The sequence below is a fragment of the Anabaena sp. CCY 9402-a genome, from assembly GCF_963920945.1.
In the GTDB taxonomy this organism is placed as follows: domain Bacteria; phylum Cyanobacteriota; class Cyanobacteriia; order Cyanobacteriales; family Nostocaceae; genus Trichormus; species Trichormus minutissimus.
Window position 1 is genome coordinate 55,270 of sequence record NZ_CAWUDL010000011.1, and the last position, 22,051, is coordinate 77,320.

General features: G+C 40.8%; 19 protein-coding genes. 12 read left to right on the forward strand and 7 right to left on the reverse strand.

From position 1 onward, the window contains the following. Positions 1–3: 3 nt before the first annotated feature. Positions 4–1,017, forward strand: a complete 1,014-nt coding sequence (gene bioB / locus ACM0OR_RS06155) for a biotin synthase BioB (protein ID WP_414575445.1) — start codon at positions 4–6, stop codon at positions 1,015–1,017. A gap of 124 nt (positions 1,018–1,141) precedes the next feature. Here bioB and petL read toward each other — a convergent pair whose 3' ends face one another. Continuing rightward, positions 1,142–1,237, reverse strand: a complete 96-nt coding sequence (petL, locus tag ACM0OR_RS06160; RefSeq protein ID WP_190709847.1) for a cytochrome b6-f complex subunit PetL — start codon at positions 1,235–1,237, stop codon at positions 1,142–1,144. Between the two features lie 158 nt (positions 1,238–1,395). Between petL and ACM0OR_RS06165 the strand changes: the two genes are divergently transcribed. The 3 genes from ACM0OR_RS06165 (at position 1,396) to ACM0OR_RS06175 (ending at position 3,810) form a co-directional block, all read left to right on the forward strand. Beyond that, positions 1,396–1,998 (forward strand): Uma2 family endonuclease, encoded by a 603-nt coding sequence (locus ACM0OR_RS06165; protein ID WP_414575446.1) that lies wholly within the window; start codon positions 1,396–1,398, stop codon positions 1,996–1,998. 103 nt (positions 1,999–2,101) lie between these two features. After that, a complete protein-coding gene (gene aroB / locus ACM0OR_RS06170; protein ID WP_414575447.1) occupies positions 2,102–3,193 on the forward strand; it encodes a 3-dehydroquinate synthase in 1,092 nt (363 codons plus the stop codon). A 44-nt stretch (positions 3,194–3,237) separates the two neighbouring features. Continuing rightward, positions 3,238–3,810: a Uma2 family endonuclease gene (locus ACM0OR_RS06175; protein ID WP_414575448.1), complete on the forward strand. Its 573-nt coding sequence runs from the start codon at positions 3,238–3,240 to the stop codon at positions 3,808–3,810. A 286-nt stretch (positions 3,811–4,096) separates the two neighbouring features. Here ACM0OR_RS06175 and ACM0OR_RS06180 read toward each other — a convergent pair whose 3' ends face one another. Then, positions 4,097–4,729: an exopolysaccharide biosynthesis protein gene (locus ACM0OR_RS06180; RefSeq protein ID WP_414575449.1), complete on the reverse strand. Its 633-nt coding sequence runs from the start codon at positions 4,727–4,729 to the stop codon at positions 4,097–4,099. Between the two features lie 266 nt (positions 4,730–4,995). Between ACM0OR_RS06180 and bioF the strand changes: the two genes are divergently transcribed. After that, complete coding sequence (gene bioF, locus ACM0OR_RS06185; RefSeq protein WP_414575478.1) at positions 4,996–6,156, forward strand: 8-amino-7-oxononanoate synthase; 1,161 nt, start codon at positions 4,996–4,998, stop codon at positions 6,154–6,156. 339 nt (positions 6,157–6,495) lie between these two features. Next, a complete protein-coding gene (locus tag ACM0OR_RS06190) occupies positions 6,496–9,828 on the forward strand; it encodes a PAS domain S-box protein (protein ID WP_414575450.1) in 3,333 nt (1,110 codons plus the stop codon). 54 nt (positions 9,829–9,882) lie between these two features. Here ACM0OR_RS06190 and ACM0OR_RS06195 read toward each other — a convergent pair whose 3' ends face one another. Both ACM0OR_RS06195 and ACM0OR_RS06200 read right to left on the reverse strand, forming a co-directional pair. Beyond that, positions 9,883–10,254 carry a four helix bundle protein gene (locus tag ACM0OR_RS06195; RefSeq protein ID WP_414575451.1) on the reverse strand — a complete coding sequence of 124 codons (372 nt, stop codon included), beginning with the start codon at positions 10,252–10,254 and terminating at the stop codon, positions 9,883–9,885. Positions 10,255–10,489: 235 nt separating this feature from the next. Continuing rightward, complete coding sequence (locus ACM0OR_RS06200) at positions 10,490–12,613, reverse strand: tetratricopeptide repeat protein (protein WP_414575452.1); 2,124 nt, start codon at positions 12,611–12,613, stop codon at positions 10,490–10,492. Positions 12,614–12,722: 109 nt separating this feature from the next. Here ACM0OR_RS06200 and ACM0OR_RS06205 point away from each other — a divergent pair, with 109 nt between their 5' ends. From ACM0OR_RS06205 to ACM0OR_RS06220, 4 genes are all read left to right on the forward strand, one after another. Next, on the forward strand, positions 12,723–13,427 hold the full coding sequence (locus ACM0OR_RS06205) for a rhomboid family intramembrane serine protease (RefSeq protein ID WP_414575453.1): 705 nt from the start codon (positions 12,723–12,725) through the stop codon (positions 13,425–13,427). A 109-nt stretch (positions 13,428–13,536) separates the two neighbouring features. Further along, positions 13,537–13,737 (forward strand): type II toxin-antitoxin system VapB family antitoxin, encoded by a 201-nt coding sequence (locus ACM0OR_RS06210; protein ID WP_323265904.1) that lies wholly within the window; start codon positions 13,537–13,539, stop codon positions 13,735–13,737. Beyond that, positions 13,734–14,144 (forward strand): PIN domain-containing protein, encoded by a 411-nt coding sequence (locus ACM0OR_RS06215; protein ID WP_414575454.1) that lies wholly within the window; start codon positions 13,734–13,736, stop codon positions 14,142–14,144. The genes ACM0OR_RS06210 and ACM0OR_RS06215 overlap by 4 nt, the downstream gene beginning before the upstream one ends. 53 nt (positions 14,145–14,197) lie before the next feature. Then, complete coding sequence (locus ACM0OR_RS06220) at positions 14,198–15,610, forward strand: carotenoid oxygenase family protein (RefSeq protein WP_414575455.1); 1,413 nt, start codon at positions 14,198–14,200, stop codon at positions 15,608–15,610. Positions 15,611–15,695: 85 nt separating this feature from the next. Here ACM0OR_RS06220 and ACM0OR_RS06225 read toward each other — a convergent pair whose 3' ends face one another. Then, on the reverse strand, positions 15,696–15,932 hold the full coding sequence (locus tag ACM0OR_RS06225; RefSeq protein WP_190700968.1) for a hypothetical protein: 237 nt from the start codon (positions 15,930–15,932) through the stop codon (positions 15,696–15,698). Between the two features lie 185 nt (positions 15,933–16,117). Between ACM0OR_RS06225 and miaB the strand changes: the two genes are divergently transcribed. Continuing rightward, positions 16,118–17,482 (forward strand): tRNA (N6-isopentenyl adenosine(37)-C2)-methylthiotransferase MiaB, encoded by a 1,365-nt coding sequence (gene miaB, locus ACM0OR_RS06230; protein WP_414575456.1) that lies wholly within the window; start codon positions 16,118–16,120, stop codon positions 17,480–17,482. A 29-nt stretch (positions 17,483–17,511) separates the two neighbouring features. Here the strand turns inward: miaB and ACM0OR_RS06235 are convergent, their stop codons facing one another. Next, the gene (locus ACM0OR_RS06235; RefSeq protein ID WP_414575457.1) at positions 17,512–19,683 is read right to left on the reverse strand and encodes an AAA-like domain-containing protein; all 2,172 of its coding nucleotides are present in this window, start codon (positions 19,681–19,683) and stop codon (positions 17,512–17,514) included. Positions 19,684–20,064: 381 nt separating this feature from the next. Between ACM0OR_RS06235 and ACM0OR_RS06240 the strand changes: the two genes are divergently transcribed. Further along, a complete protein-coding gene (locus tag ACM0OR_RS06240) occupies positions 20,065–20,478 on the forward strand; it encodes a hypothetical protein (protein WP_414575458.1) in 414 nt (137 codons plus the stop codon). Positions 20,479–20,615: 137 nt separating this feature from the next. Here the strand turns inward: ACM0OR_RS06240 and ACM0OR_RS06245 are convergent, their stop codons facing one another. Further along, entirely contained in the window at positions 20,616–22,022 is a 1,407-nt protein-coding gene (locus ACM0OR_RS06245) for an AAA-like domain-containing protein (RefSeq protein WP_414575460.1), read from the reverse strand. Between the last annotated feature and the right edge of the window lie 29 nt (positions 22,023–22,051).

Here is a 22,051-nt window from a genome sequence, read left to right on the forward strand (position 1 = left end):
AGGATGCTAATGTCGGGAATACGCTACGATTGGCAAGAAGTAGAGATTCGGGAAATCTATAATACACCATTGCTAGAGCTAATTTATCAAGCTGCTAGCATTCATCGTCAATATCACAACCCCAAACAAATCCAAGTCTGTAAGCTGATATCCATTAAAACAGGTGGGTGTCCAGAAGATTGTAGCTACTGCGCCCAATCTTCCCGTTACCAAACTGAAGTCAAACCCCAAGCACTGTTAGATAAGGAAACAGTCCTGAACATTGCCCAAAACGCTAAAGAAAAAGGTGTTAGTCGTGTGTGCATGGGTGCAGCATGGCGAGAAGTGCGGGATAATTCTCAATTTGATCAAGTTCTGGATATGGTCAAAGATGTCACTGACATGGGTTTAGAAGTTTGCTGTACCTTGGGGATGTTGACAGCAGACCAAGCCAAACGATTAGAAACAGCTGGACTGTATGCTTATAACCATAACTTAGATACCTCAGCAGAATATTACAGCACAATTATCACTAGTAGAACTTATAGCGATCGCCTGAACACCATCGAAAATGTCCGGCAAACCAATGTTACCGTATGTTCCGGCGGTATCCTGGGTTTAGGCGAAACCGTCGAGGATCGTGTTTCCATGTTACACACCCTGGCTAACCTCCATCCTCATCCAGAATCAGTACCAATTAATATTCTTTCCCAAGTGGAAGGTACGCCCTTAGAAAACCAACCAGATGTCCCCATTTGGGATGTTGTCAGGATGATAGCCACAGCCCGGATAGTTATGCCAACTTCCGACGTGCGCTTAAGTGCTGGGAGAGCGAGACTGTCTCAAGTAGAACAAGCTTTTTGCTTCATGGCGGGGGCTAACTCCATCTTTTCCAGCGACGACAACAAGATGTTAACAGTCACTACCCCCTGTCCAGACTACGACGCAGACCAAGAAATGCTGAATTTATTCGGCTTAGAAATGCGTCCCCCGTCCCAAAGACCAAATCGCCTAGCCAGTCCGGCGGTTGTGGGATAAGACTAAATAATTCGTAATTCGTAATTCGTAATTCGCAATTAAACTGCGAATTGCGAATTACCAATTGTTCGGTCAGGGTGTAGAATCATTACTTACTCGCACCTCTACACCCCCATACCCTTATTTAAAGGATCTTCGCAGAACGCAGACCGAACAGCAGACCTACAGCTATGCCCATGAACAAAGCCAAGAAGAGGATATAAGATACTACTGCTAACATTTATGTTTCTCCACAATACTTCACTAACTATATTGAATCATTAATTTTTGGTCATTAGTCATTAGTCAACAGTTAATGAAGGAAGATAAACTAGACTAAAACTATATTCATTACTGTCTGGTTGGTGAGCTTGTCAAACCACTGCTTCCTACCCTCAAATGACAAAAACTAACTTATCCCCAACCTTTGCGGTTAATATTCCACCTAATCTGACGCTGACAGTCTCTCATGAGCAGTTTGTGAAATTAGCACTGGCTAACAGAGATTTACAATTAGAACGAACTGCTACGGGAGAGTTAATTGTTATGCCTCCAACCGGCAGCGATACAGGATACAGAAACTTGGATATTGCTGGACAACTGTGGTTGTGGAATCGTCAGACTAAATTAGGTGTAGCATTTGACTCTTCAAGTGGTTTTCATCTACCTAATGACAGCGATCGCTCTCCTGATGCTGCATGGATACGTCAAGACAGATGGGATGCTCTCAGTATAGAACAGCAGGAAACCTTTGCCCCAATCTGTCCTGACTTCGTGTTAGAACTACGGTCTAAAAATGACTCTATAGAAAAGTTACGCGCCAAGATGAGAGAATACATAGATAATGGTGCGCGTTTAGGTTGGTTAATCGATCGCAAAAATCAACAGGTAGAGATTTATCGCCCAGGTCAAGATGTGGAAGTGCTAAATCATCCTGTGAGTTTGTCGGGTGAAGATGTTTTACCGGGGTTTGTGTTGGATTTAACCGAAATTTGGAGTTGACACAACTCAGCACCGGCTAAACGCCGCGCTACCGCTAACACAACTCAGCACTCTTCCAAAATGCGGTAGAATACAGCCCACTGTGCTTGTTAGGGTTTAGGTAATGACTTCTGTAATTAATGTGAATCTACCACAGCAGTCTTATGAGATTGCGATCGCATCTGGAAGTTTAGAACAACTTGGTCAACAGATGGCTGATTTGAAACTAGGCAAAAAAGTATTGCTGGTTTCTAATCCCACTATATTTAAGCATTATGGCGAAAGAGCCATAAATTCTCTAGAATCTGCTGGGTTTCAGGTGGCTAGCTATTGCCTACCAGCCGGAGAACGCTACAAAACCCTCAATTCTATTCAAAAACTCTATGATATCGCCCTAGAAAATCGCCTAGAACGTTCCTCTACGATGGTGGCTTTGGGGGGAGGCGTAATTGGTGATATGACTGGCTTTGCTGCTGCTAGTTGGCTACGAGGAATCAATGTTGTACAAGTGCCTACTACCCTCCTAGCAATGGTAGATTCGGCAATTGGTGGCAAAACAGGCGTAAATCATCCCCACGGTAAAAACTTAATTGGGGCATTCCATCAGCCACGTTTAGTATTAGTTGATCCAGACGTGCTAAAAACCCTTCCCATGCGTGAATTTCGGGCAGGTATGGCAGAAGTAATTAAGTACGGCGTAATTTGGGATGCTGAGTTATTTGCCCAAATGGAAGCCAGTAAACACCTCAATCAATTGCGCTACATCAAACCAGAATTAATCAATGCTATTCTCACCCGTTCGTGTCAAGCCAAAGCCGAGGTTGTGGGCAAAGACGAAAAAGAAGGCGGACTACGGGCAATTTTGAACTATGGACACACCATTGGTCACGCTGTGGAAAGCTTAACTGGTTATCGGTTAGTCAATCACGGTGAAGCCGTGGCTATTGGCATGGTAGCAGCAGGACAAATTGCTCTGAAATTGGGAATGTGGCAGCAGGAAGACACGGAACGTCAAAATGCCCTGATTCAAAAAGCAGGTTTACCAACAAAGTTACCAGAGGGTTTAGATATTGAAGGAATTATTGATGCACTGCAACTAGATAAAAAAGTTAAAAACGGTAAAGTGCGGTTTATTTTACCTACCCAAATGGGCGTAGTCACAATTACCGACGAAGTACCAGCAGATATCATTCGCCACGTTTTACAGGCAATGTAGATTACCCCATTAAAATTAAAATTAGCCGCGCTCTGGTTTTTGCTATGCTTCTCCAAGCTGACAATCAATTGAGTTTGCAACAGTTCTTAAATCTCCCCCCAGGGGAGGGAGATACAACCTACGAACTCGTTGATGGTAAATCAATTCCTAAAATGTCACCAAAGTTTTTTCATGCCAAGCTTACTCACGTCATTCTCTCTTTAATTGAGGAATTAACTCAGGAAAAGGGAATCGTTTGTCCTGAATGGGCTGTTTTATTAAAAAAACAGGGAACAGATTGGATTCCAGTACCCGATATTGTCTACATTTCTCATGAACGTTTACCTGCTGACTGGAACGAAGATGAAGCTTGTCCTGCATCGCCTGATTTAGTGATTGAAATTCTTTCGCCAGGACAAACCTTTGGACAAATGGTAGCTAAAGCGCAAAACTATCTAAACGCTAATGTGCTACGAGTGTGGGTGTTAGACAGCAAAGCCAGAAGCATTACTGTTTTTTATCCAGATGCAGCACCAAAGACTTATATGGGAAATGAATTAATTACAGATTCTCTATTACCAGAATTACAATTTACGGCTGAACAGGTATTTCAAAAAGCCAAAATCCCTTTAAAGTAAGAATGTTTTATTCATCATGCAGCAACACATATGTATTGTGATTAAGCTAATCTTCATTCATTTTTCCAAACTGATTCGCTTGTAGTAAGGGCTTCAGCCCTGGTTTTATGCAACTTAAATGCTGATTAGCTTACTACCCCTCAAGAGTAGATTTGCATAGAAATAAGTAATATTTGGCCATTGTCAGCATTTTTTCCCGATACGGCAAACAACCAGATGGATATATCAATTAGTAGATGCACCTTAATTAAAAGCAAGCCCCTCGGTCTTTGGCTGGGGGCTTTTATTATCGGAATAAAGATGGTAGCCAACTAGGTGCTAACCACAAGCCATAACCAATAAATCCAAATATTATGGTAATTAAAATAGTGATGACGTAACTAATACAAATCATTAACCCATCGGATTCAATAGTGGCGACTGCCAATAGTAAAATGCCAACTGTGGGGATGGGATTAGTAAATGGAACTGGTGACATGAGTAACAGTGTCAGCCAAGAGATGCACAACCCATTGATTCGCCAAGTTAAGGGATGTTCAGCGATTTTAGCCAATCGGGGACGGGTGATTTTCTCTAAGATTTTGGTGACGCGGCGCAGGTTTTGTAAAATTAACTGGGCAAAAGGGCGAGGGAATTTATAGCGGGCAATTCTTTTAGGTAGCCAAGGCGATCGCCTACCGAGTATCATCTGTACAGATAACATTAAACAAGCAGCACCAAAAGGCCCTGCTAAACCTGGCGGCATAGGGAACAAAAATGGTAAAACTAATAAAACAATGACTAAGCTAAAACCCCGTTCCGAAGTTTCCACCAAAATATCACCGAGAGTCAAATGCTGTTCGGTCAATCTTTGTAGTAGTAATTTAATCTCTTGAGAAAATCTCACATGAAGTTGGCGTGAGTTGATGTGAGTTGCCACAATACCCCGCTATAGATAGCTAAAAGAGAATTAAGTTGAAATACAAATGCACCCGTTATCATTCCTGACAATTCTTCAGCATATCAGATTCTCTCTTAGCTATCTACCGCAGATATAGGTATTAGTTAATGATCTATGGGCATTGGGCAATTCAATGCGTGGATTTTCGATTAGCGATTTTAGATTGGGATCTCAATCTAAAATTCCTTGTTTCCCTTGTCACTAATGGTCAATAGTTATTTAATGCAAGAATTGTGAATTTTGAATTGCTTAATCCCTATGCTTGGCTACAAAATTCTCTAGAAACCATTCATCAAGCTGACTGGTATCGTTCAGTCCGCACAATCTCTGGTCTACCAGGGGCGACGGTGGTTTTAGATGGGCAGGAAGTAATTAATTTTGCTAGTAATGACTATTTGGGGTTGGCTGGGGATGAACGCTTGCTAGGGGCGGCTGTGGCAGCTATTCAGGAGTTTGGGACAGGTAGCACTGGTTCTAGATTACTCAGTGGGCATAGAGAATTACATAGGGAATTAGAAATAGCGATCGCCTCTTTAAAACAAACTGAAGATGCCTTAGTATTTAGTTCTGGGTATCTAGCTAATCTGGGTGCGATCGCCGCTTTGGTAGGTAAGCGAGATTTAATATTATCTGACCAATACAATCATTCCAGCCTGAAAAATGGTGCAGTCCTCAGTGGGGCAACAGTGATAGAATACCCCCACTGTGACGCTACACAACTTAAAACCCTGTTAATTCAGCAACGACAAAACTACCGTCGCTGCTTAATCTTGACTGATACTGTCTTCAGCATGGATGGGGATTTATGCCCTTTAGCTACACTCTTAGATTTAGCTGACGAGTTTAGCTGTATGCTGCTAGTGGATGAAGCCCATGCAACTGGGGTAATGGGTGCAACCGGTGCTGGCTGCGTAGAATATTTTGGCTGTAGTGGTAGGCAATTAATTCAAATTGGTACTTTGAGTAAAGCACTGGGAAGTTTAGGCGGTTATGTAGCCGGAAGTGCTACCTTGATTGATTATTTGCGAAATCGCGCCCCCAGTTGGATTTACACTACTGGATTATCACCCGCAGACACGTCCGCCGCCTTAGCCGCCGTGAAAATAGTCCAACAAGAACCGCAACGCCGCACTCAATTATGGCAAAACGTAGATTACTTAAAACAATTACTCACACAGCAATTACCCCACCTAACATTACTATCATCCAACTCACCCATACTCTGTTTTCAGCTACCTAGTGCTACAGAATCTCTGCAAGCTGGACACCAACTCAAAGCATCCGGCATTTTTGCCCCTGCTATTCGTCCGCCGACAGTCCCCACAAGTCGCATTAGAATCTCTTTAATGGCAACCCATCATGCAGCACATATTGAAAAATTGGTATCAGTGCTGAGTGACTTGTGATCATCAGCATATCTCTGGATGTGTAGAGACTTTGTAATAAGCATTATTATTTTTGAAAATTATATTATTTTGTCGCTGAAAATATCAAGTTATTATGTTGGTAATAGTACCAATCCTCACTACTAGAAACTTTTCTTATATATTGGCAAATTAAAAATAAGTTTTGACTATAAAATACATATTTATCATGAAAAATTAAGCCGGTGAGAAAGTTTCATCTAACTAAAGAGGTCTTTTTAACTGATCTAAGAATCTATCTGGAGATAAATTACAAAAACGTGCAAACTAGCTTAGGTTATGTAAAGCTTCTACAATCAGTATTGGTTGTCCTAAATTTTCATGCCGTATATTGCTAGTTCTTCTTTATCACGCTTTAGCATTGCCGTATTAACAGTTGTGTTAGCACTGGCGTTAATGCTGATACTAGATCCTTGGATAGAAATGAGTAGCACGCCTTTTATACTATTTTTTAGTGCTGTGATCTTGAGTGCTTGGTATGGGGGAGGGAATCCGGGACTATTAGCAATCGGCTTATCAGCTTTACTCAGCAATTATTTTTTTCTGCATCCCCAATATGAATTATCTTTGGATATTGTTAATGCCGTAAAACTTGGTTTGTTTATTTTGCAAGGATTGCTCTTCACTACTTTGTGCGTTGCATTAAAGGATGCTAAACGCAGAGATGAGGTGAACTTACATAATCTCAAAGTGAGTGAGGAGCGGTTTCGATTAGCATTAAGTAGCTCAGAAATTGTAGTATTTCAACAAGATAGTAATTTGCGCTATCAGTGGGTTCATAATCCCCAAGGTGAAGCAACTGCTGAAGACATATTGGGAAAGTCTGACTATGAGTTATTTCCTCCTGCCATAGCAGAGCAACTAACGGCAATTAAGCGCAGAGTTCTAGAAAGTGATGTTTCTGCGCGGGAAGAAGTGTGTGTAATATTGCAGGGGAAAGTTTTGTATTATGATTTGCTGGTAGAACCCCTAAAAGTGAATAATCAGATTCAGGGAATTACTTGTGCAGCAGTTGATATTACTCAACGACAGCAAGTAGAGCAAGAAAAAGCGAAATTGCGTGAGAAATTGCAACAAGCTATTCAACAGAAAGAAGAGTCCTTAGCACTGTTGAATGCTTGGCTAGCCAGTTCACCCTTAGCATTGGCTTTTTTAGACACAGAACTCCGCTACGTTTATGCTAATGAGGCATTGGCTACAATCAACGGTGTACCGCAAAGCCAACATATTGGACATACTTTTAGGGAAGTATTACCAGAATGGGCTAATCAAATAGAGCCGATTCTGTATGGAGTTATGGAAACTAAAGAACCATTACTGAATCAAGAAGTGATGGGAGAAACCTATCCATCTGGAGTTTATCGTTGTGGGCTTGTCAGTTACTATCCAGTGTGTTTACCAGATGGGCAATTGTTGGGAGTAGGTGTGACTAGCTTCGATATTACCCAAAAGAAGCAAACTGAGCAAGCATTAAGAGAAAGCGAAGCCAGATTTCGAGCTATGTTCAACCAGGCAGCTTTAGGTATTGCCCTCGTCAACTTAGATGGTCAATTTCTGCAAGTCAATCCGGCACTATGTAAACTTACTGGTTATAGTCATGACGAGTTAATCCAGATGAACTTTGAGGACATTACCCATCCTGATGACTTGGAAAGTGATTGGAATGAAGCTCAACGAGTGTTGGCGCAGGAAATTAGTAATTATTCTCTAGAAAAGCGATACGTCCGTAAAGATGGTTCTATTGTTTGGGTAAATCTGACTTCATCGGCAGTGGGGAATGATGAGGGAGAAATACAATATGCTTTAGGGATTGTCGAAGATATTAGCCAAAAGCAAGCGGCACTTCATGAACGCAAAAAAGCACAAGCGACACAAAATTTTTTAGTAGCAGCTAGCACTACAATAGCAGCCTCCTTAGATTATGAAGTGACACTGAATAACGTAGCTAACTTAGCAGTGCCTATCCTAGCTGACTGGTGTACTGTAGATATTTTACAAGCAGACTGGTCAATTAAACGGGTAGCGATCGCCGCTAACAATCCCCAAAAGCTGCAAATCCTTGAGGAAATTCAACGCCGCTATCCAGCTAGTAGCGAGGGCAAACATCCATTCCGCGAAATATTGCTACAAGGAGAATCTGTTTTTTATCCTGAATTTCCGGATTCTCTGTTAGTGGAGATGGCTAGAGATGAAACACACTTGCAACTGCTGCAAAGTTTAAGAATGCGTTCTTTGATGGTGATTCCCTTCTACTCACACGGGGAATTATTTGGTGTAATTTCTTTTGTGATTGGCGAATCAATTCGATATTATCAACCACCAGACTTAGAATTAGCCACAGATATTGCCCGCCGTGCTGCTATAGCCATTGATAATGCCAGACTCTACCAAAAAACTCAACAGGCAAAACAAGCAGCAGAAATAGCCGCAAGTCGCACAGCTAGGTTACAAAGTATCACGGCTGCCTTTTCAGAAGCCCTCATTCCCGAACAAGTGGCTGATGTGGTAGTTAATCAAGGAATTGCCGCCTTGGGTGCTTCAGGCGGTTCTGTTGTCTTGTTAGAGAAAGGTGGTAAATCCCTGAAGATATTAGAAGCCATAGGCTATCCTGCATCTGTTAGAGAAAATTGGTCTAGTTTCCCCATCACAGCTAATGTTCCCATTGCGGTAGCTGCTAGAACTGGAGAGCCAATTTTTTTAGAAAACATTGCCACCTTCGTTCGCCAATACCCTATTATTGCTGATGTGCCATCTCTCACAGGTAATTGTGCCTTTGCTTGTATTCCTCTGATAGTTGAGCAGCATACAATTGGGGTTTTGGCTTTGAGCTTTGCGACAGAGCAAATATTTAATGCCGAAGACCAAAGATATATGTTGACGCTAGCACAACAATGCGCCCAAGCGATCGCCCGCGCTCAACTTTACGAAGCGGAAAAAAATGCCCGTGCATCTGCTGAATCAGCCAACCGCATCAAGGATGAATTCCTCACTGTCCTTTCCCATGAACTCAGGACTCCCCTCAATCCGATTTTGGGATGGGCTAAGTTACTCCGCACCCGCAAATATAATGAAACCATTGTCACCCAAGCTTTAGAAACAATTGAACGCAACGCTAAATTACAAACGCAATTAATTGATGATTTGCTGGATGTGTCGCGAATTTTACGGGGTAAGCTCAACCTCAATATTCGCCGAGTCGATTTACGCGCCACAATTACAGCCGCACTAGAAACAGTGCGTTTAGCCGCAGATGCTAAATCAATTCACATACACACATCACTAGATGATCATATCGGTCAAGTGATGGGTGATGGCGATCGCCTACAGCAGGTACTCTGGAATTTACTCTCGAATGCGGTTAAATTCACACCCCCAAGCGGACGAGTAGAGGTGCGGTTAGAACAGGTGGGAGTTGAAGCCCAAATTCAGGTGATTGATACAGGTAAAGGCATTACACCTGAATTTCTACCCCATGTCTTTGAATACTTTCGCCAAGCCGATTCTAAGACTACTAGAGCCGAGGGGGGATTGGGACTTGGACTAGCAATTGTCCGCCATTTTGTCGAACTACACGGTGGTACAGTTGAAGCCGAAAGTCCCGGTGAAGGACAGGGGGCAACTTTTACATTTAGACTACCACTACCCAAAAGTTGACCCAAATTAAATGAGTAATGAGTAATGAGTAATGAGTAATGAGTGGATTATTTTTTATTTTTCTTTCAATTTGTTGATTGAAGTTGTTAATATCTTAATAATTCTTTCATTCTCTTCTATCAGATTTTGAAATTTCGATTTTGACACCAACTCCGATTTTATCATTATTTTTATCCAATAAAGGGTTTCATTGGCTTCCTTTAAGGCTATAGAATACTTATTGATAAAGTCTTTATTTGATTGTGCATATTTAGCTTCTGAACAGTTTGCACCTATTGATGTCCCGCTTCTTAAAAATTGTTTAGACAAGATTTTACCAGCGTCGTCAAAAGGTCTTTTATTTAACTCGGAATAAGCTTTGATAACTCTTATTGCAAAATTTTCTGTTCTTTCTTGGATACTGATATTTACGTTATGATTAATCACGAGTAAAAAAGAATGTGGTAATTCAATTTTACTTTATAAGTAATGGGTATTTACTCATTACTTATTACTCATTACTCATTACTTAAAGAATGCGAAAAATAACTTTTCCCATTGCAAATTTTACTCAGCCAGGAAAGGAAAGGATTGTGCATAAATTTTTAACCCCTGAAAAGGTACAAAATCAACACCCTACCCTTATACCCCTAATGACCTTTTCTGCATTCAAAATTCCAGATCAATTTTCGGATGCAGGTATAGTAAACTCAGCATTAGGCATAGTGGGTAAAGTTATAGGCTGAGGCGTTGTTGCGTCCAATTGTACTTGCGCTTCATTCCGTGCATTGATTGCAGGCTGATCATTGGGCTTGTGTTTAATAGCTTGATCATAAGACGCGATCGCCTCTTTGTAACGTTGCAGATTAAACAACGTATTACCTCGGCTGTACCAACTTTCGTAGTGATTTGGTTTATGGCGTACTGCTTGACTATAGGAAGCGATCGCGTTTTCGTATTGTTGTAAATTGTATTGAGAATTGCCCAAACTATACCAAACCTGATAATTCTTTGGCTGAATTTTGGCGGCTTGATTATAAGCTTCTACGGCTTCTGCATAACTTTGGTTTTGGTGTAGTGACCAACCCTTACCATACCACGCTTGATAATTATTGGAATTACCTTTCAGGACTTGATTAAATGCCTCAATCGCTTCTGGATAACGACGCAAAATAATTAAAATATTCCCTTTTGATAACCATGCCGCGTAATAATTTGTATTGTATTTTACTGCTTGATTATAAGCCTTAATAGCATCTTCATAGCGTTTTAAATTGACTAGGGAATTACCTAAATTATACCATGCGCCTACATAATTTGGTTGAATTTCCACAGCTTTGTTATAAGCTGCGATCGCTTCCTCGTATTGCTTTAAATTTTGTAAGATTAAACCCTTATTATATAAAGCTATATAATCATCTGGTTTTAGCACTAGAGCTTGATTATAAGCCTTGATTGCATTGTCATACTGTTTTAAGTTACTGAAAGCTTCGCCTTTATTATTCCAAATTTCTGGGGAGTCATTCTTAAATTTTAAAGCTTTGTCAAAAGAGGCGATCGCTTCTTGATATCTCTGTAATTTTTGCAAAGCTAAACCTCTACCAGTCCAAGCTTCTAGATAATTTGGCTGGAGTTGAATGGCTTTATCATACGCTGTCAATGCTGCTTGATATTGCTGCAATTGTGTGAAAGTTTTAGCTTTTCCCTGCCAAGCTTGAGGGAAATCTGGTCTAATATTTACAGCTTTGCGGTAAGCTACTAGTGCATCTTCATAGCGTTGTAAATCAAAAAATGTATTACCTTTATTAGATAATTCTGTAGCATTATTAGTATTGACACTATTAATAATAAATATTGCCGCCACACCAGTTACACCCATTAATAAGATTGCCAATAAAATCTTGAGTAATATACCTTGCTTATTTTGCAGAAAGTTAACTTTTTTGGGTGCTAAATTTGGCGTTACAGCTTGAGGCGGCGATGACGGTTGAGTTAATTCTGTTAATGCAGCTAAGGCGGCGGTAGCTGTAGAATAACGTTGACGGAAATCATAACGAACCATTTTGTCGATAAAATCAGCAAATTCTGGCGAAACTGTCACATGATTACGCCAGATAATTTCATTAGTTTCGCTATCTTGTTCTATTTGGCTAGCCGATAAACCCGTCAGTGCTTGAATAGCAATTATCCCCACCGCATAAATATCACTGCTAAATTTGGGGTTTCCTTGTGCTTGTTCACCTGGTATATAACCGGGTGTACCAATCACCACAGTAGATTTAGGTTGACCTGCGATATTAATTATCTGGGTTGTGATTTGTTTAACTGCTCCAAAGTCAATCAAAACTAAATTACCATCTTCACGCCGCAGGATATTACGCGGATTAACATCACGGTGAATCACATTTTGCTGATGGACAAATTCCAGGATGATGAGCATTTCCTGTAACAGTTTTGTGACTTCCTCTTGGGAGTAAGTTTTTCCCGGTGTGATTTCTTGACTGAGGTTATAACCGGGGACAAGTTCCTGTACCAGATAAAATTCCGCATCTTCCTCAAAGTAAGCCAAAAGTTGAGGAATGCGATCGTGCGTACCTAATTTATATAATACCTGAGCTTCCGTATCAAATAACCGCCGCGCAATCTCTAAAGTAGTTGTATCTTTAGATTGAGGTTGGAGCTTTTTGACAACACACTTAGGTGAACCAGGTAAATGGGTATCAGAAGCCACAAAAGTTTCACCAAATCCCCCTCCTCCCAAGTGGTTAATAATCTGGTATCGTCCAACAAGTGTATTTCCCAGCATCCAGTGTACCTAATTGAGTGCATTGCAATCTGATTCCAATCTTGCCATAGGTTTGGGGGATGAGGGGACTGGGGACAAGAATAAAACTAATGATTAATAACTAATCCCAATGATTCCTATTAGTGATAACTTACGCACTTATAAACAACCGTTTGTCAACTATTGGTTGATTGGTATTAATATTTTGATGTTTTTCTGGGAAATTAAATTAGAAATTAGTGGCGAATTAGGTGCTTTTATTCAGAATTGTGGTTTAGTCCCAGGGCAAATTACTACAGCTTTAAATAATGCTATATTTGTCAATCCAGCGGCTTGGGTTGTGGTGGTAGGAAGTTTATTTTCTCTAATATTTGCTATTTTTCTACACGGTAGTTTTAGCCAAATTTTGGGAAATATGCTGTTTTTGTGGGTTTTTGGCAAGTCTCTAGAAAATATCTTAGGGCATGGTCGCTATTTAGCATTTTATTTAATTACGGGCATTTTAACAGAGTTAGTACAGATTTTAGTAGAGCCGAGTTTAACAGTACCACTGATTGGGGCAAATGGAGCGATCGCAGCTATTTTAGGGGCTTATGTCATCAGATTTCCTCAAGCCAAAATAGATAGTGTTTTACCTCTGATTTTTGTCTATATCCCAATGCAATTACCCGCTTATTTTTATTTATTTTGGTGGTTTGTTCAACAGTTATTCTATGGTATAGGCAGTTTAAACATTCCCCCATCGGGTGTAAATCAACCTACTCTGGCCTACTGGATGCAGTTAGCAGGCATGATTCTGGGTGTGGCTTATATGCGATTAAAAAAATTATCCTAATTTATAGCGTTTCTCAGTTGAGTATTCGATCGCTCCGAACTTTTGAAAGCAGAAAAAAAGAGAGAGTGCGCTACCATCTATTTAATAAGTTGTTGGATCGAAATTGATTGTGGCTACACCACTCAACATAAACGAAGCCTTACTGCAAGAGGTATTAGCACTTGACGATCAGGAGAATCTTGATTCTCTGGTGGAAACAGCACTTCGCGAATATATTCAACGTCGTAAGCGGCTCAAAGTATTAGACCTCTTTGGCACTATCGATTATGATGGAAGCTATGACTACAAGCAACAACGTCACCAAACATGAGTGTTATTGTTGATACTTCTGTTTGGTCATTGGCTCTGCGTCGAAGAACGCCACCTGATTCTTCCCCTGCCATCACACTATTGCAAAATTTAATCACTGACGACCAGGTTGCCTTGCTAGGCGGGATTCGCCAAGAAATTCTTTCTGGAATCCGCAGTTTTGAACAGTTTACCCGTCTGCGGGATTACCTCCGAGCTTTCCCCGATTTAGAACTCACACCTGAAGACTACGAACTCGCCGCAGAGTTTTTCAATACCTGCCGCAGTAATGGCATCCAGGGTTCAAATACTGATTTTTTGATTTGTGCAGTTGCCCATCGTCGAAGCTACAGCATCCTCACCACTGACAATGATTTTCAGATTTTTCGGGTACATATCCCTATAAAGCTTTTGTCTGTTGACGCTTAGACAACATCTTTACAAACTTTTTGGGAAGAAATGATAATTAAGAAATATTATATATGCAGACAATTGATAAAAAGTCAACTAAAAAAGCTTGGGCAGGTGCAATCACAGAACCAGCCAAAGAATTTCCCCTGACGCAACTACCAATTATCTCTGGTAACATCCCCGATAGCTTGCGTGGGACACTCTACCGCAATGGTGCAGCCAGACTAGAACGAGGTGGTGTCCGCGTTGGACACTGGTTTGATGGTGATGGGGCAATTCTTGCAGTCAATTTTACTGATGCTGGTGCTAGTGCAGTTTATCGCTACGTGCAGACTACTGGCTATCAAGCAGAAACCGCAGCCGGGAAATTCTTGTACGGCAATTATGGCATGACCGCACCCGGTGCGATTTGGAATCAATGGCGCAGGCCGGTAAAAAATGCTGCTAATACCTCAGTGTTAGCGTTACCTGATAGACTCTTAGCATTGTGGGAAGGTAATAACCCTCATGCCCTAAACCTCGAAACTTTAGAAACTCAAGGTTTAGATAATTTAGGCGGTCTAGATCAAGGTGTACCCTATTCAGCTCATCCCAAAGTTGACCCCCACACAGGGGAAATTTTTAACTTTGGCGTTACTCCCAGCATCAATGCCATTCTGAATATTTATAAGAGTGACTTTACTGGCAAGATTCTGCAAAAAGCCAAGTTTACATTAGAAGGGTTTCCAGTAATTCATGATTTTGTCTTAGCTGGGCAATATCTCATCTTTTTTGCGCCACCAGTGCAGATAAATGTTTTTCCTGTGCTTTTCGGGTTCAAGACTTACAGCGACTCGATGAAATGGCAACCCGAATCAGGTACGGAGATTTTGGTATTTGACCGAGAGACATTAACTTTAGTCAGTCGTGGTAAAACAGAACCTTGGTATCAATGGCATTTTGCTAACGGTTACGTTGATGCTAGTGGCAGTGTCATTATAGATTTTGCCCGTTATCAAGACTTTCAAACTAACCAATATCTCAGGGAGGTAGCCGCAGGTGAAACTCATACTCTGGCTGAAACCACATTAACGCGAGTACAACTGCAACCCCAAACAGGTAGAGTGATAGCCATTGAAAAATTATTAGACCGCACTTGTGAATTTCCCCTTGTACCAAAACCCAATGTAGGACAAGCTTCACGTTACACCTATATGTCCATATCTCGGACAGGTACAGATATGAGCCAAGAAATATTAAACGCGATCGCCCGCTTCGACCACAAGACCCAAACTCTCACTGAAGCAAACCTAGGCGAAAACTGCTACCCTTCAGAACCCATTCTCGCCCAAGATTGGGTGTTAACAGTGGTATATGATGGCAATTCTCACCGTAGCGAAGTTTGGGTATATGATAGCGATCGCCTAGACGAAGAACCAGTCTGCAAACTTGAATTACCCAGCGTTATCCCCCACAGTTTCCACGGCACTTGGAAACCAGCGTGAACTACTCCAACTAATTTGATTTTAATCAGATTAGAGATGGGGTAGACATTTGCGTAGCAGTACGTAGTGCGGAATCTGGGTTATCTCAAAAAATATTAGGGTCTAAATCAACAGGAAACACTAAAAGTTCTTTAGCAGTTTCAAATGCTGCCCTGCGATAAATTTCAATTGCTTTAGATAATTGACAATACTTAATTGGTATCCATAGCCCGTCACTGAAAAAATAGATGACGATTCGATAATTTAGGTACTGTTCTGAAGGAAGCGGAATGCTCCACTTGAACTGGAGATGTTGTTCTTGATCAATAGAAGTATTAGGCATTTTATAATTTTTTGTCGTAATACCATATATTGAGATACATTGATATTTTTTTCTACTGTCGGCAGTTATGTTATTAGCTCTAACTAAAGACGTGAATTATCTAAATTCATTTTAAATTTTGAATCATAATAGAATAGAGAAGAAAATAAAGCATATTTAACATCACGCTCACTCAGCAATTACCCATGACCACTGATAAACGCCGCTATCACATTACTACCTTCGGTTGCCAAATGAATAAAGCCGACTCAGAACGCATGGCTGGCATATTAGAAGACATGGGTTTTGAGTTTGTTGAAGATCCCAACAATGCCAATGTGATTCTCTACAATACTTGCACCATTCGGGATAATGCCGAGCAGAAAGTCTATTCTTACCTTGGTAGACAAGCCAAGCGCAAACATGAGCAGCCAGACTTAACTTTAGTCGTTGCTGGTTGCGTTGCTCAACAAGAAGGCGAAGCACTATTACGGCGAGTACCGGAATTAGATTTAGTCATGGGGCCTCAACACGCCAACCGTCTGCAAGATTTACTAGAGTCGGTGTTTGCAGGTAATCAAGTTGTGGCGACTGAAGCCGTCCACATTATGGAAGATATCACCCAAGCGCGACGGGATAGCACTGTGACAGCTTGGGTAAATGTGATTTACGGCTGCAATGAACGCTGCACTTATTGTGTAGTACCCAATGTGCGCGGTGTGGAACAGTCCCGCACACCGGAAGCTATCCGCACCGAAATGGCAGAATTGGGACAGCAAGGATATAAAGAAATTACCCTCCTTGGTCAAAATATTGATGCTTACGGACGAGATTTACCGGGAGCAACACTAGAAGGGCGACACCTGCACAACTTTACAGATTTATTGTATTACGTCCATGATGTGCCGGGAGTTGAACGCCTCAGATTTGCTACCAGTCATCCCCGTTATTTTACCGAGAGACTCATTAAAGCTTGTGCAGAATTGCCTAAAGTCTGCGAACACTTCCATATTCCTTTCCAGTCTGGAGATAACGAACTATTAAAAGTGATGGCGCGGGGTTACACTCACGAAAAATACCGCCGCATTATTGACACGATTCGCCGATATATGCCAGATGCGTCAATTAGTGCCGATGCTATTGTTGGTTTCCCTGGGGAAACAGAAGCACAGTTTGAAAATACCTTGAAATTGGTAGAAGATATCGGTTTTGATCTGTTGAACACCGCCGCCTATTCCCCCCGCCCAGGCACACCAGCCGCATTGTGGGACAATCAACTGAGTGAAGAAGTGAAAAGCGATCGCCTACAAAGATTAAACCATTTAGTCAACGTCAAAGCAGCCGAGCGATCGCAACGTTACATGGGACGCATTGAGGAAGTATTGGTAGAAGACCAAAATCTCAAAGATAAAACCCAGGTAATGGGACGCATCCGAGGTAATCGTCTGACTTTCTTTACTGGCGATATTAATCAACTAAAAGGGCAATTAGTAAAGGTAAAAATCACCGAAGTTCGCGCTTTCAGCTTGACTGGTGAACCCGTAGAAGTGCGTCAAGCTTTGCCAGTCTAGAAAAAATGAAAAATTTCTGTCTATTTTCTCTATTGTTCGTTGTTTCTGGATATGAAATATTGCCGATATAATTCACAACTGGGGATTACTTTATCTCTTAACTGTTTGATCAGTCCCATGCTACTGAGTTTATAAGTCATGATAGCATCCAAAGATATCGGTTCTTGAGCATTGATGACTGTATCTAATGCTTTTGCTAATTCAGGTTGTTCTTGTAATATTACTTGATGACGCTGCAAGTGATGTGAATAAATTCCGGTTGATGTAGCTGCTGTTTCGAGGAATTGAGTAAACGTAATGTCCCCGCGACTAAGATGATATATAGCCATATGTACCAATGCTGGATGTCCTTCTACCATCGCCATTAGTTCTGTAGCTTCCTGTCCCTCAGTCCAGTTGAGTCCATAGCGTTGAGCTAACTGCTGAATCTGCTCTAGACTAAAACTGCTTAACTCTATTGGTAAACCTACATTAAATGGAGATTGCTTTAACTGGAGAGGTACATAAATCTCCGTAGAGTGAACAATAATCAGCCGTAGCTTTTGCCAGATGGGTTCTCTCTTAGCTTCCTCATACCACGAACGAAATAGAGGTAAAACATCTTTTGCTACCAAAGGATGCTCAAAGAGATATTGGACTTCATCTAAAGATAAAACGAGAGGAGTATCAATTTGCTTTAATATATGATTACGGAAATAGAGGGAACAACTAATTTTGCTACCGATATCTTCATCCCAATAATCGTCTAGTTTAGGTTCAAGTTTTAATTGACGAGTGATATTCGCACACAGCCAACGCAAAAATCGATTCAAATCATTCAAAATTATGTCATCAATTTGTTCTAGATTTAAGCTAACAGTGCGGTAGCCTTGACGAGTGGCATAATCCAAGGTTCTCAGTAATAAAGAAGTTTTACCCATTTCTCTAGGTGCTTTAGTCCGGACTAAAGCACCAGGTTTTCTAATTTCTTCGCAAACTTGAGTTTCCAGCGCAGCTCGTTCTATGTAAAATGGAGAGTCTAGAGGAATTGCACCACTTGGGTAACAGGGAGAATTGACCGAATTAGCAATTTGCATTGCTAGCTTTTGATTTACCCAAACCAAGTTAAAAATTCTATCGTAGATGGGGTTCTTAACTGTTAAATTTCCTTGGTGTTGCGCGACAAGTCCCGACAAGAACAATTCTAGGTACTCAGGTGATTTCTCAAAGCGGATTTTTCCCTGTTGTAGAATCTGTTGATATAATTGCAATAATTGGATGGTTTTGGGAGTATTGCGAAGTAGGCGATCGCGAATTGTTCTTAAATGCTCTGGTTCGTCCTGAGTCTCCCAATTATTGATAATTTGGCTCTGGACAATTTGCTCAACCCACTGTGCTATTTCACCCTCTTGAGGGGGAGAAAATTCTGTGTTGTTATTGCAGTGATTGACAATTAACCAACACAGTTTTTGCGTGAGAAATGGCTGTCCATTAGTCCAATATAAAACCTCTTTTAAGACAACTTCTGGGTAACTAACTTTCCCAATTAATCCCTTTACTAAAGGTTCGCTATCTTTGATTTGGAATCCTTGTAGTTCAATCGCCCTACCAATATTAAAGGGAGTAGAATAATGTTTATTTTGAATCAAATCCGAAGGTGAAGCTACTCCCAACAAAGCAAAAGATAGCCGTCTGTAGGCTGGTTTTACCGCTCGGCTTTCATAGCAATGGCGAATCAAGGCAAAAAATTCGTCGGTGGGAAACTTCAAACCCAGCACATTATCAATTTCATCAATAAAGATGATAATCTTCTCCTGAATCTGGTTCAGCAAGACCGTTTCAATAAATTCATTTAAGCACTGGACAGGAGATAAATCATCCCGTTCTTTCAACCAACTGCGCCGATGTATTTTTAGTTTAAAACCGCTTACCAATTCCTGAATAATCCCGCCATACCATTGGGAGGCTGTAATTTGCTGGCTACCAATCCCACTTAATTCGATTTCAGCACAGATAATACCTTGAGTTCGTAACTTATCCATAGTCCTGACTCGTAAGCTAGATTTCCCCATTTGTCTAGCGTTGAGGACATAACAATACTCAAGAGCTAATAATCCTTCGTAAAGCTCTGTGTCAGCCTGTCGTACTACATAAGTAGGATCATCAGGCGGGAGACTACCACCTGGCTGATATCGATAGGTGGCGTTGAATTTGGCAAACATTGATATTTGGTGACACGCTTAAGACCTTCTTCAGTGTTAATTCTCACATGATTTCGTGCCATTGCATACCCGCGCGTCAATGAAGTAGCTGAATTTAACTAAAATTAACTGAATTTAACTGAGTTTTCAAAGTCCTGATTTTAACTTAAATATTAATTGAAAAATTCAAGCATACTAGAAAAATATTATTTAGTCCACAACTAACAATATTTAAATCCAAAATTAAAGCCATTTTGGTGATTGCTCCGGGAAGGGATACCGTCGGGGATTTAGACCCCAACTGTAGCAAATCCCAGAAGGTAAATAATCCTACTGGTCTGTCAAACCTAATTTTGACGGTTGGCAAAACGTCATTTATCGCGTTTAAGGAGTTATATCTGTATGGTTCGTAAAATTATTCTCCATACCCTCAGATGTGATAAAACCGAATACTATTTCGGCGGTGACAAAACTCTTCTGGAAGTCTTCACTGACGGGAAACAGCGTGTTCAACTCAGGAATAATATGAAGCAGGGAGACACCTGGTTATTAGGCAAATCATATGAGTTCAATCATAATGCTACAGTCAAGCTATGGGATGAAGACAACCCATCATTTTTAGATATTTATGACTTGATTGGTGAGCTGAAAGTAGGTAGTTTTAATATAAATTTAGGAACTGCAAGATTTGCAAAAGCCGCTTATTACACTCTCACATACAGTGTTACAACTTCTCCCTCGTCCCAGACTGTCCCTAATCCTCCATCCCATCCCACTATTGAAATATTCGATGTTTTAATATTCAGTCCACTATAAAACTCAGTAGTATGAAGGACAGTTTGTATCAGTATTCAAGTGGACTCGTTGAACCAAGAATCCCCTGCCTTTTCAAGCAAGTGAGCGAAAGCGTTCGCGCAGCGTGCCGTAGGCAAACTTGGTTAGGCAGGGGAGTGTCAAACATTTATATTCACCTGAAGCTTAATAACATCACTAAAATAATTACGATACAAATGACAGCGTGGTTCTACTTCATTACCCGCAAGCTTTACTAATCCCATACTTTGCAATTGATAAGTTGATGTTGTTTCCAATCGCACAGGTTTTGTAGAAGTAATTACAATTTGGAATGCTGCCATCAGTTTTGGTTCTTGTTGCAAACTCAACCAATAGTCTCTTAAATGATGGCGATAAATTCCTGCATCTGTTATGGCTTCTACTAACAATTGCTCAAGGGTCACATCAGGATAACTTTTGAGGTGAGAAAATGCCATTTGTAACAGGTAAGGATGACCGCCTACCAATTGCATTAAGGAGTCTATTAAATATGAATCTCCTGCTAATCCATATTGTCGGGCAAATACCTGAACTTCCTCTCTAGTTAATTCGGGTAACTCAATGGGTAATCCTACATTAAAAGGCGACTGATTAATATTCAGGCGGATATAAACATCAGTGGCGTGGGCGATAACTAATCGCAGTTTTTTCCAGTTTTGGCGGCTTCTGGCTTTTTCATACCAAGAACGTAATAATCCAAAAAAGTCTTCGTAAACTTCAGGATAAGGGAAAAGCACGTCTAGATCATCTAGGCAGAGAATTAGGGGAGTGTCAGCATCAGCTAAGAGATATTCCTCTAAATAGGTTGTGCAGCTGACTTTAGCACCTATACCCTCTTCATCCCAATACTCATCTATCTGATTGGGTAAGTGCAGTTCTCGGCTGAGATTGAGACAAAACCAACGCAAAAATTTATTCAGGTTGGTGCAGTGAATTTTTTTATCTGCCATCTCCAAGCTTAAACTGACTGTGCGATAATCCTGCTTTGCTAGTTTAGCCAACACCCGTTCCATTAGGGATGTTTTACCCATGAGCTTAGGTGCTTTAATCCGGATGAGAGATCCAGGTTGTAATAGGCTTTCATAGCATAGCGATTCCAGGGAATAGCGATCTACATAAAATTGTGAATCTGCCAAGCTTTGTTCATTTTGGGTTACATTTAGAGCAGAGGCGGTTTCCGCAAACTTGGTGTTGCGCTGTTTGCCGTTAGCAATCATTGATTCTTTGCTAGATAAGTAATATTCCGATGTAGTTCGCTTTTCCCAATTCCGTTTCAATGCTTCCTTAAAATTACTTTTTTTGACTTTTTCTCCTAGAGAATCTGTCAGTAATTTCCACAGTTTTGGTGCAACATCTTGACTAATATAACTCGTTGCGTACTGGTTTTTAGCTGCAATGTGATCGTATTCTTCTCTTTCCCAAGCTCCTTTAAGGACAATTATTTCAATATCACTTAACTTTCTTAAAAATTTTGTCATGACTGCTTGGTTAGCGACTTTAATTGCCTCATCTAAGTTAAAAAGCATGACGATTAAAATGGAAATTCTATCTATCA

Excerpts from the sequence above, each read along its gene's own strand:
- ACM0OR_RS06245 (WP_414575460.1), bottom strand. The coding sequence starts at position 22,022 with ATGCTTTTTAACTTAGATGAGGCAATTAAAGTCGCTAACCAAGCAGTC.
- ACM0OR_RS06215 (WP_414575454.1), top strand. The coding sequence starts at position 13,734 with ATGAGTGTTATTGTTGATACTTCTGTTTGGTCATTGGCTCTGCGTCGA.
- ACM0OR_RS06200 (WP_414575452.1), bottom strand. The coding sequence starts at position 12,613 with ATGCTGGGAAATACACTTGTTGGACGATACCAGATTATTAACCACTTG.
- bioB (WP_414575445.1), top strand. The coding sequence starts at position 4 with ATGCTAATGTCGGGAATACGCTACGATTGGCAAGAAGTAGAGATTCGG.
- aroB (WP_414575447.1), top strand. The coding sequence starts at position 2,102 with ATGACTTCTGTAATTAATGTGAATCTACCACAGCAGTCTTATGAGATT.
- ACM0OR_RS06240 (WP_414575458.1), top strand. The coding sequence starts at position 20,065 with ATGGTTCGTAAAATTATTCTCCATACCCTCAGATGTGATAAAACCGAA.
- miaB (WP_414575456.1), top strand. The coding sequence starts at position 16,118 with ATGACCACTGATAAACGCCGCTATCACATTACTACCTTCGGTTGCCAA.
- ACM0OR_RS06190 (WP_414575450.1), top strand. The coding sequence starts at position 6,496 with ATGCCGTATATTGCTAGTTCTTCTTTATCACGCTTTAGCATTGCCGTA.
- petL (WP_190709847.1), bottom strand. The coding sequence starts at position 1,237 with ATGTTAGCAGTAGTATCTTATATCCTCTTCTTGGCTTTGTTCATGGGC.
- ACM0OR_RS06165 (WP_414575446.1), top strand. The coding sequence starts at position 1,396 with ATGACAAAAACTAACTTATCCCCAACCTTTGCGGTTAATATTCCACCT.
- ACM0OR_RS06220 (WP_414575455.1), top strand. The coding sequence starts at position 14,198 with ATGCAGACAATTGATAAAAAGTCAACTAAAAAAGCTTGGGCAGGTGCA.
- ACM0OR_RS06205 (WP_414575453.1), top strand. The coding sequence starts at position 12,723 with ATGATTCCTATTAGTGATAACTTACGCACTTATAAACAACCGTTTGTC.
- ACM0OR_RS06235 (WP_414575457.1), bottom strand. The coding sequence starts at position 19,683 with ATGTTTGCCAAATTCAACGCCACCTATCGATATCAGCCAGGTGGTAGT.
- ACM0OR_RS06175 (WP_414575448.1), top strand. The coding sequence starts at position 3,238 with ATGCTTCTCCAAGCTGACAATCAATTGAGTTTGCAACAGTTCTTAAAT.
- ACM0OR_RS06225 (WP_190700968.1), bottom strand. The coding sequence starts at position 15,932 with ATGCCTAATACTTCTATTGATCAAGAACAACATCTCCAGTTCAAGTGG.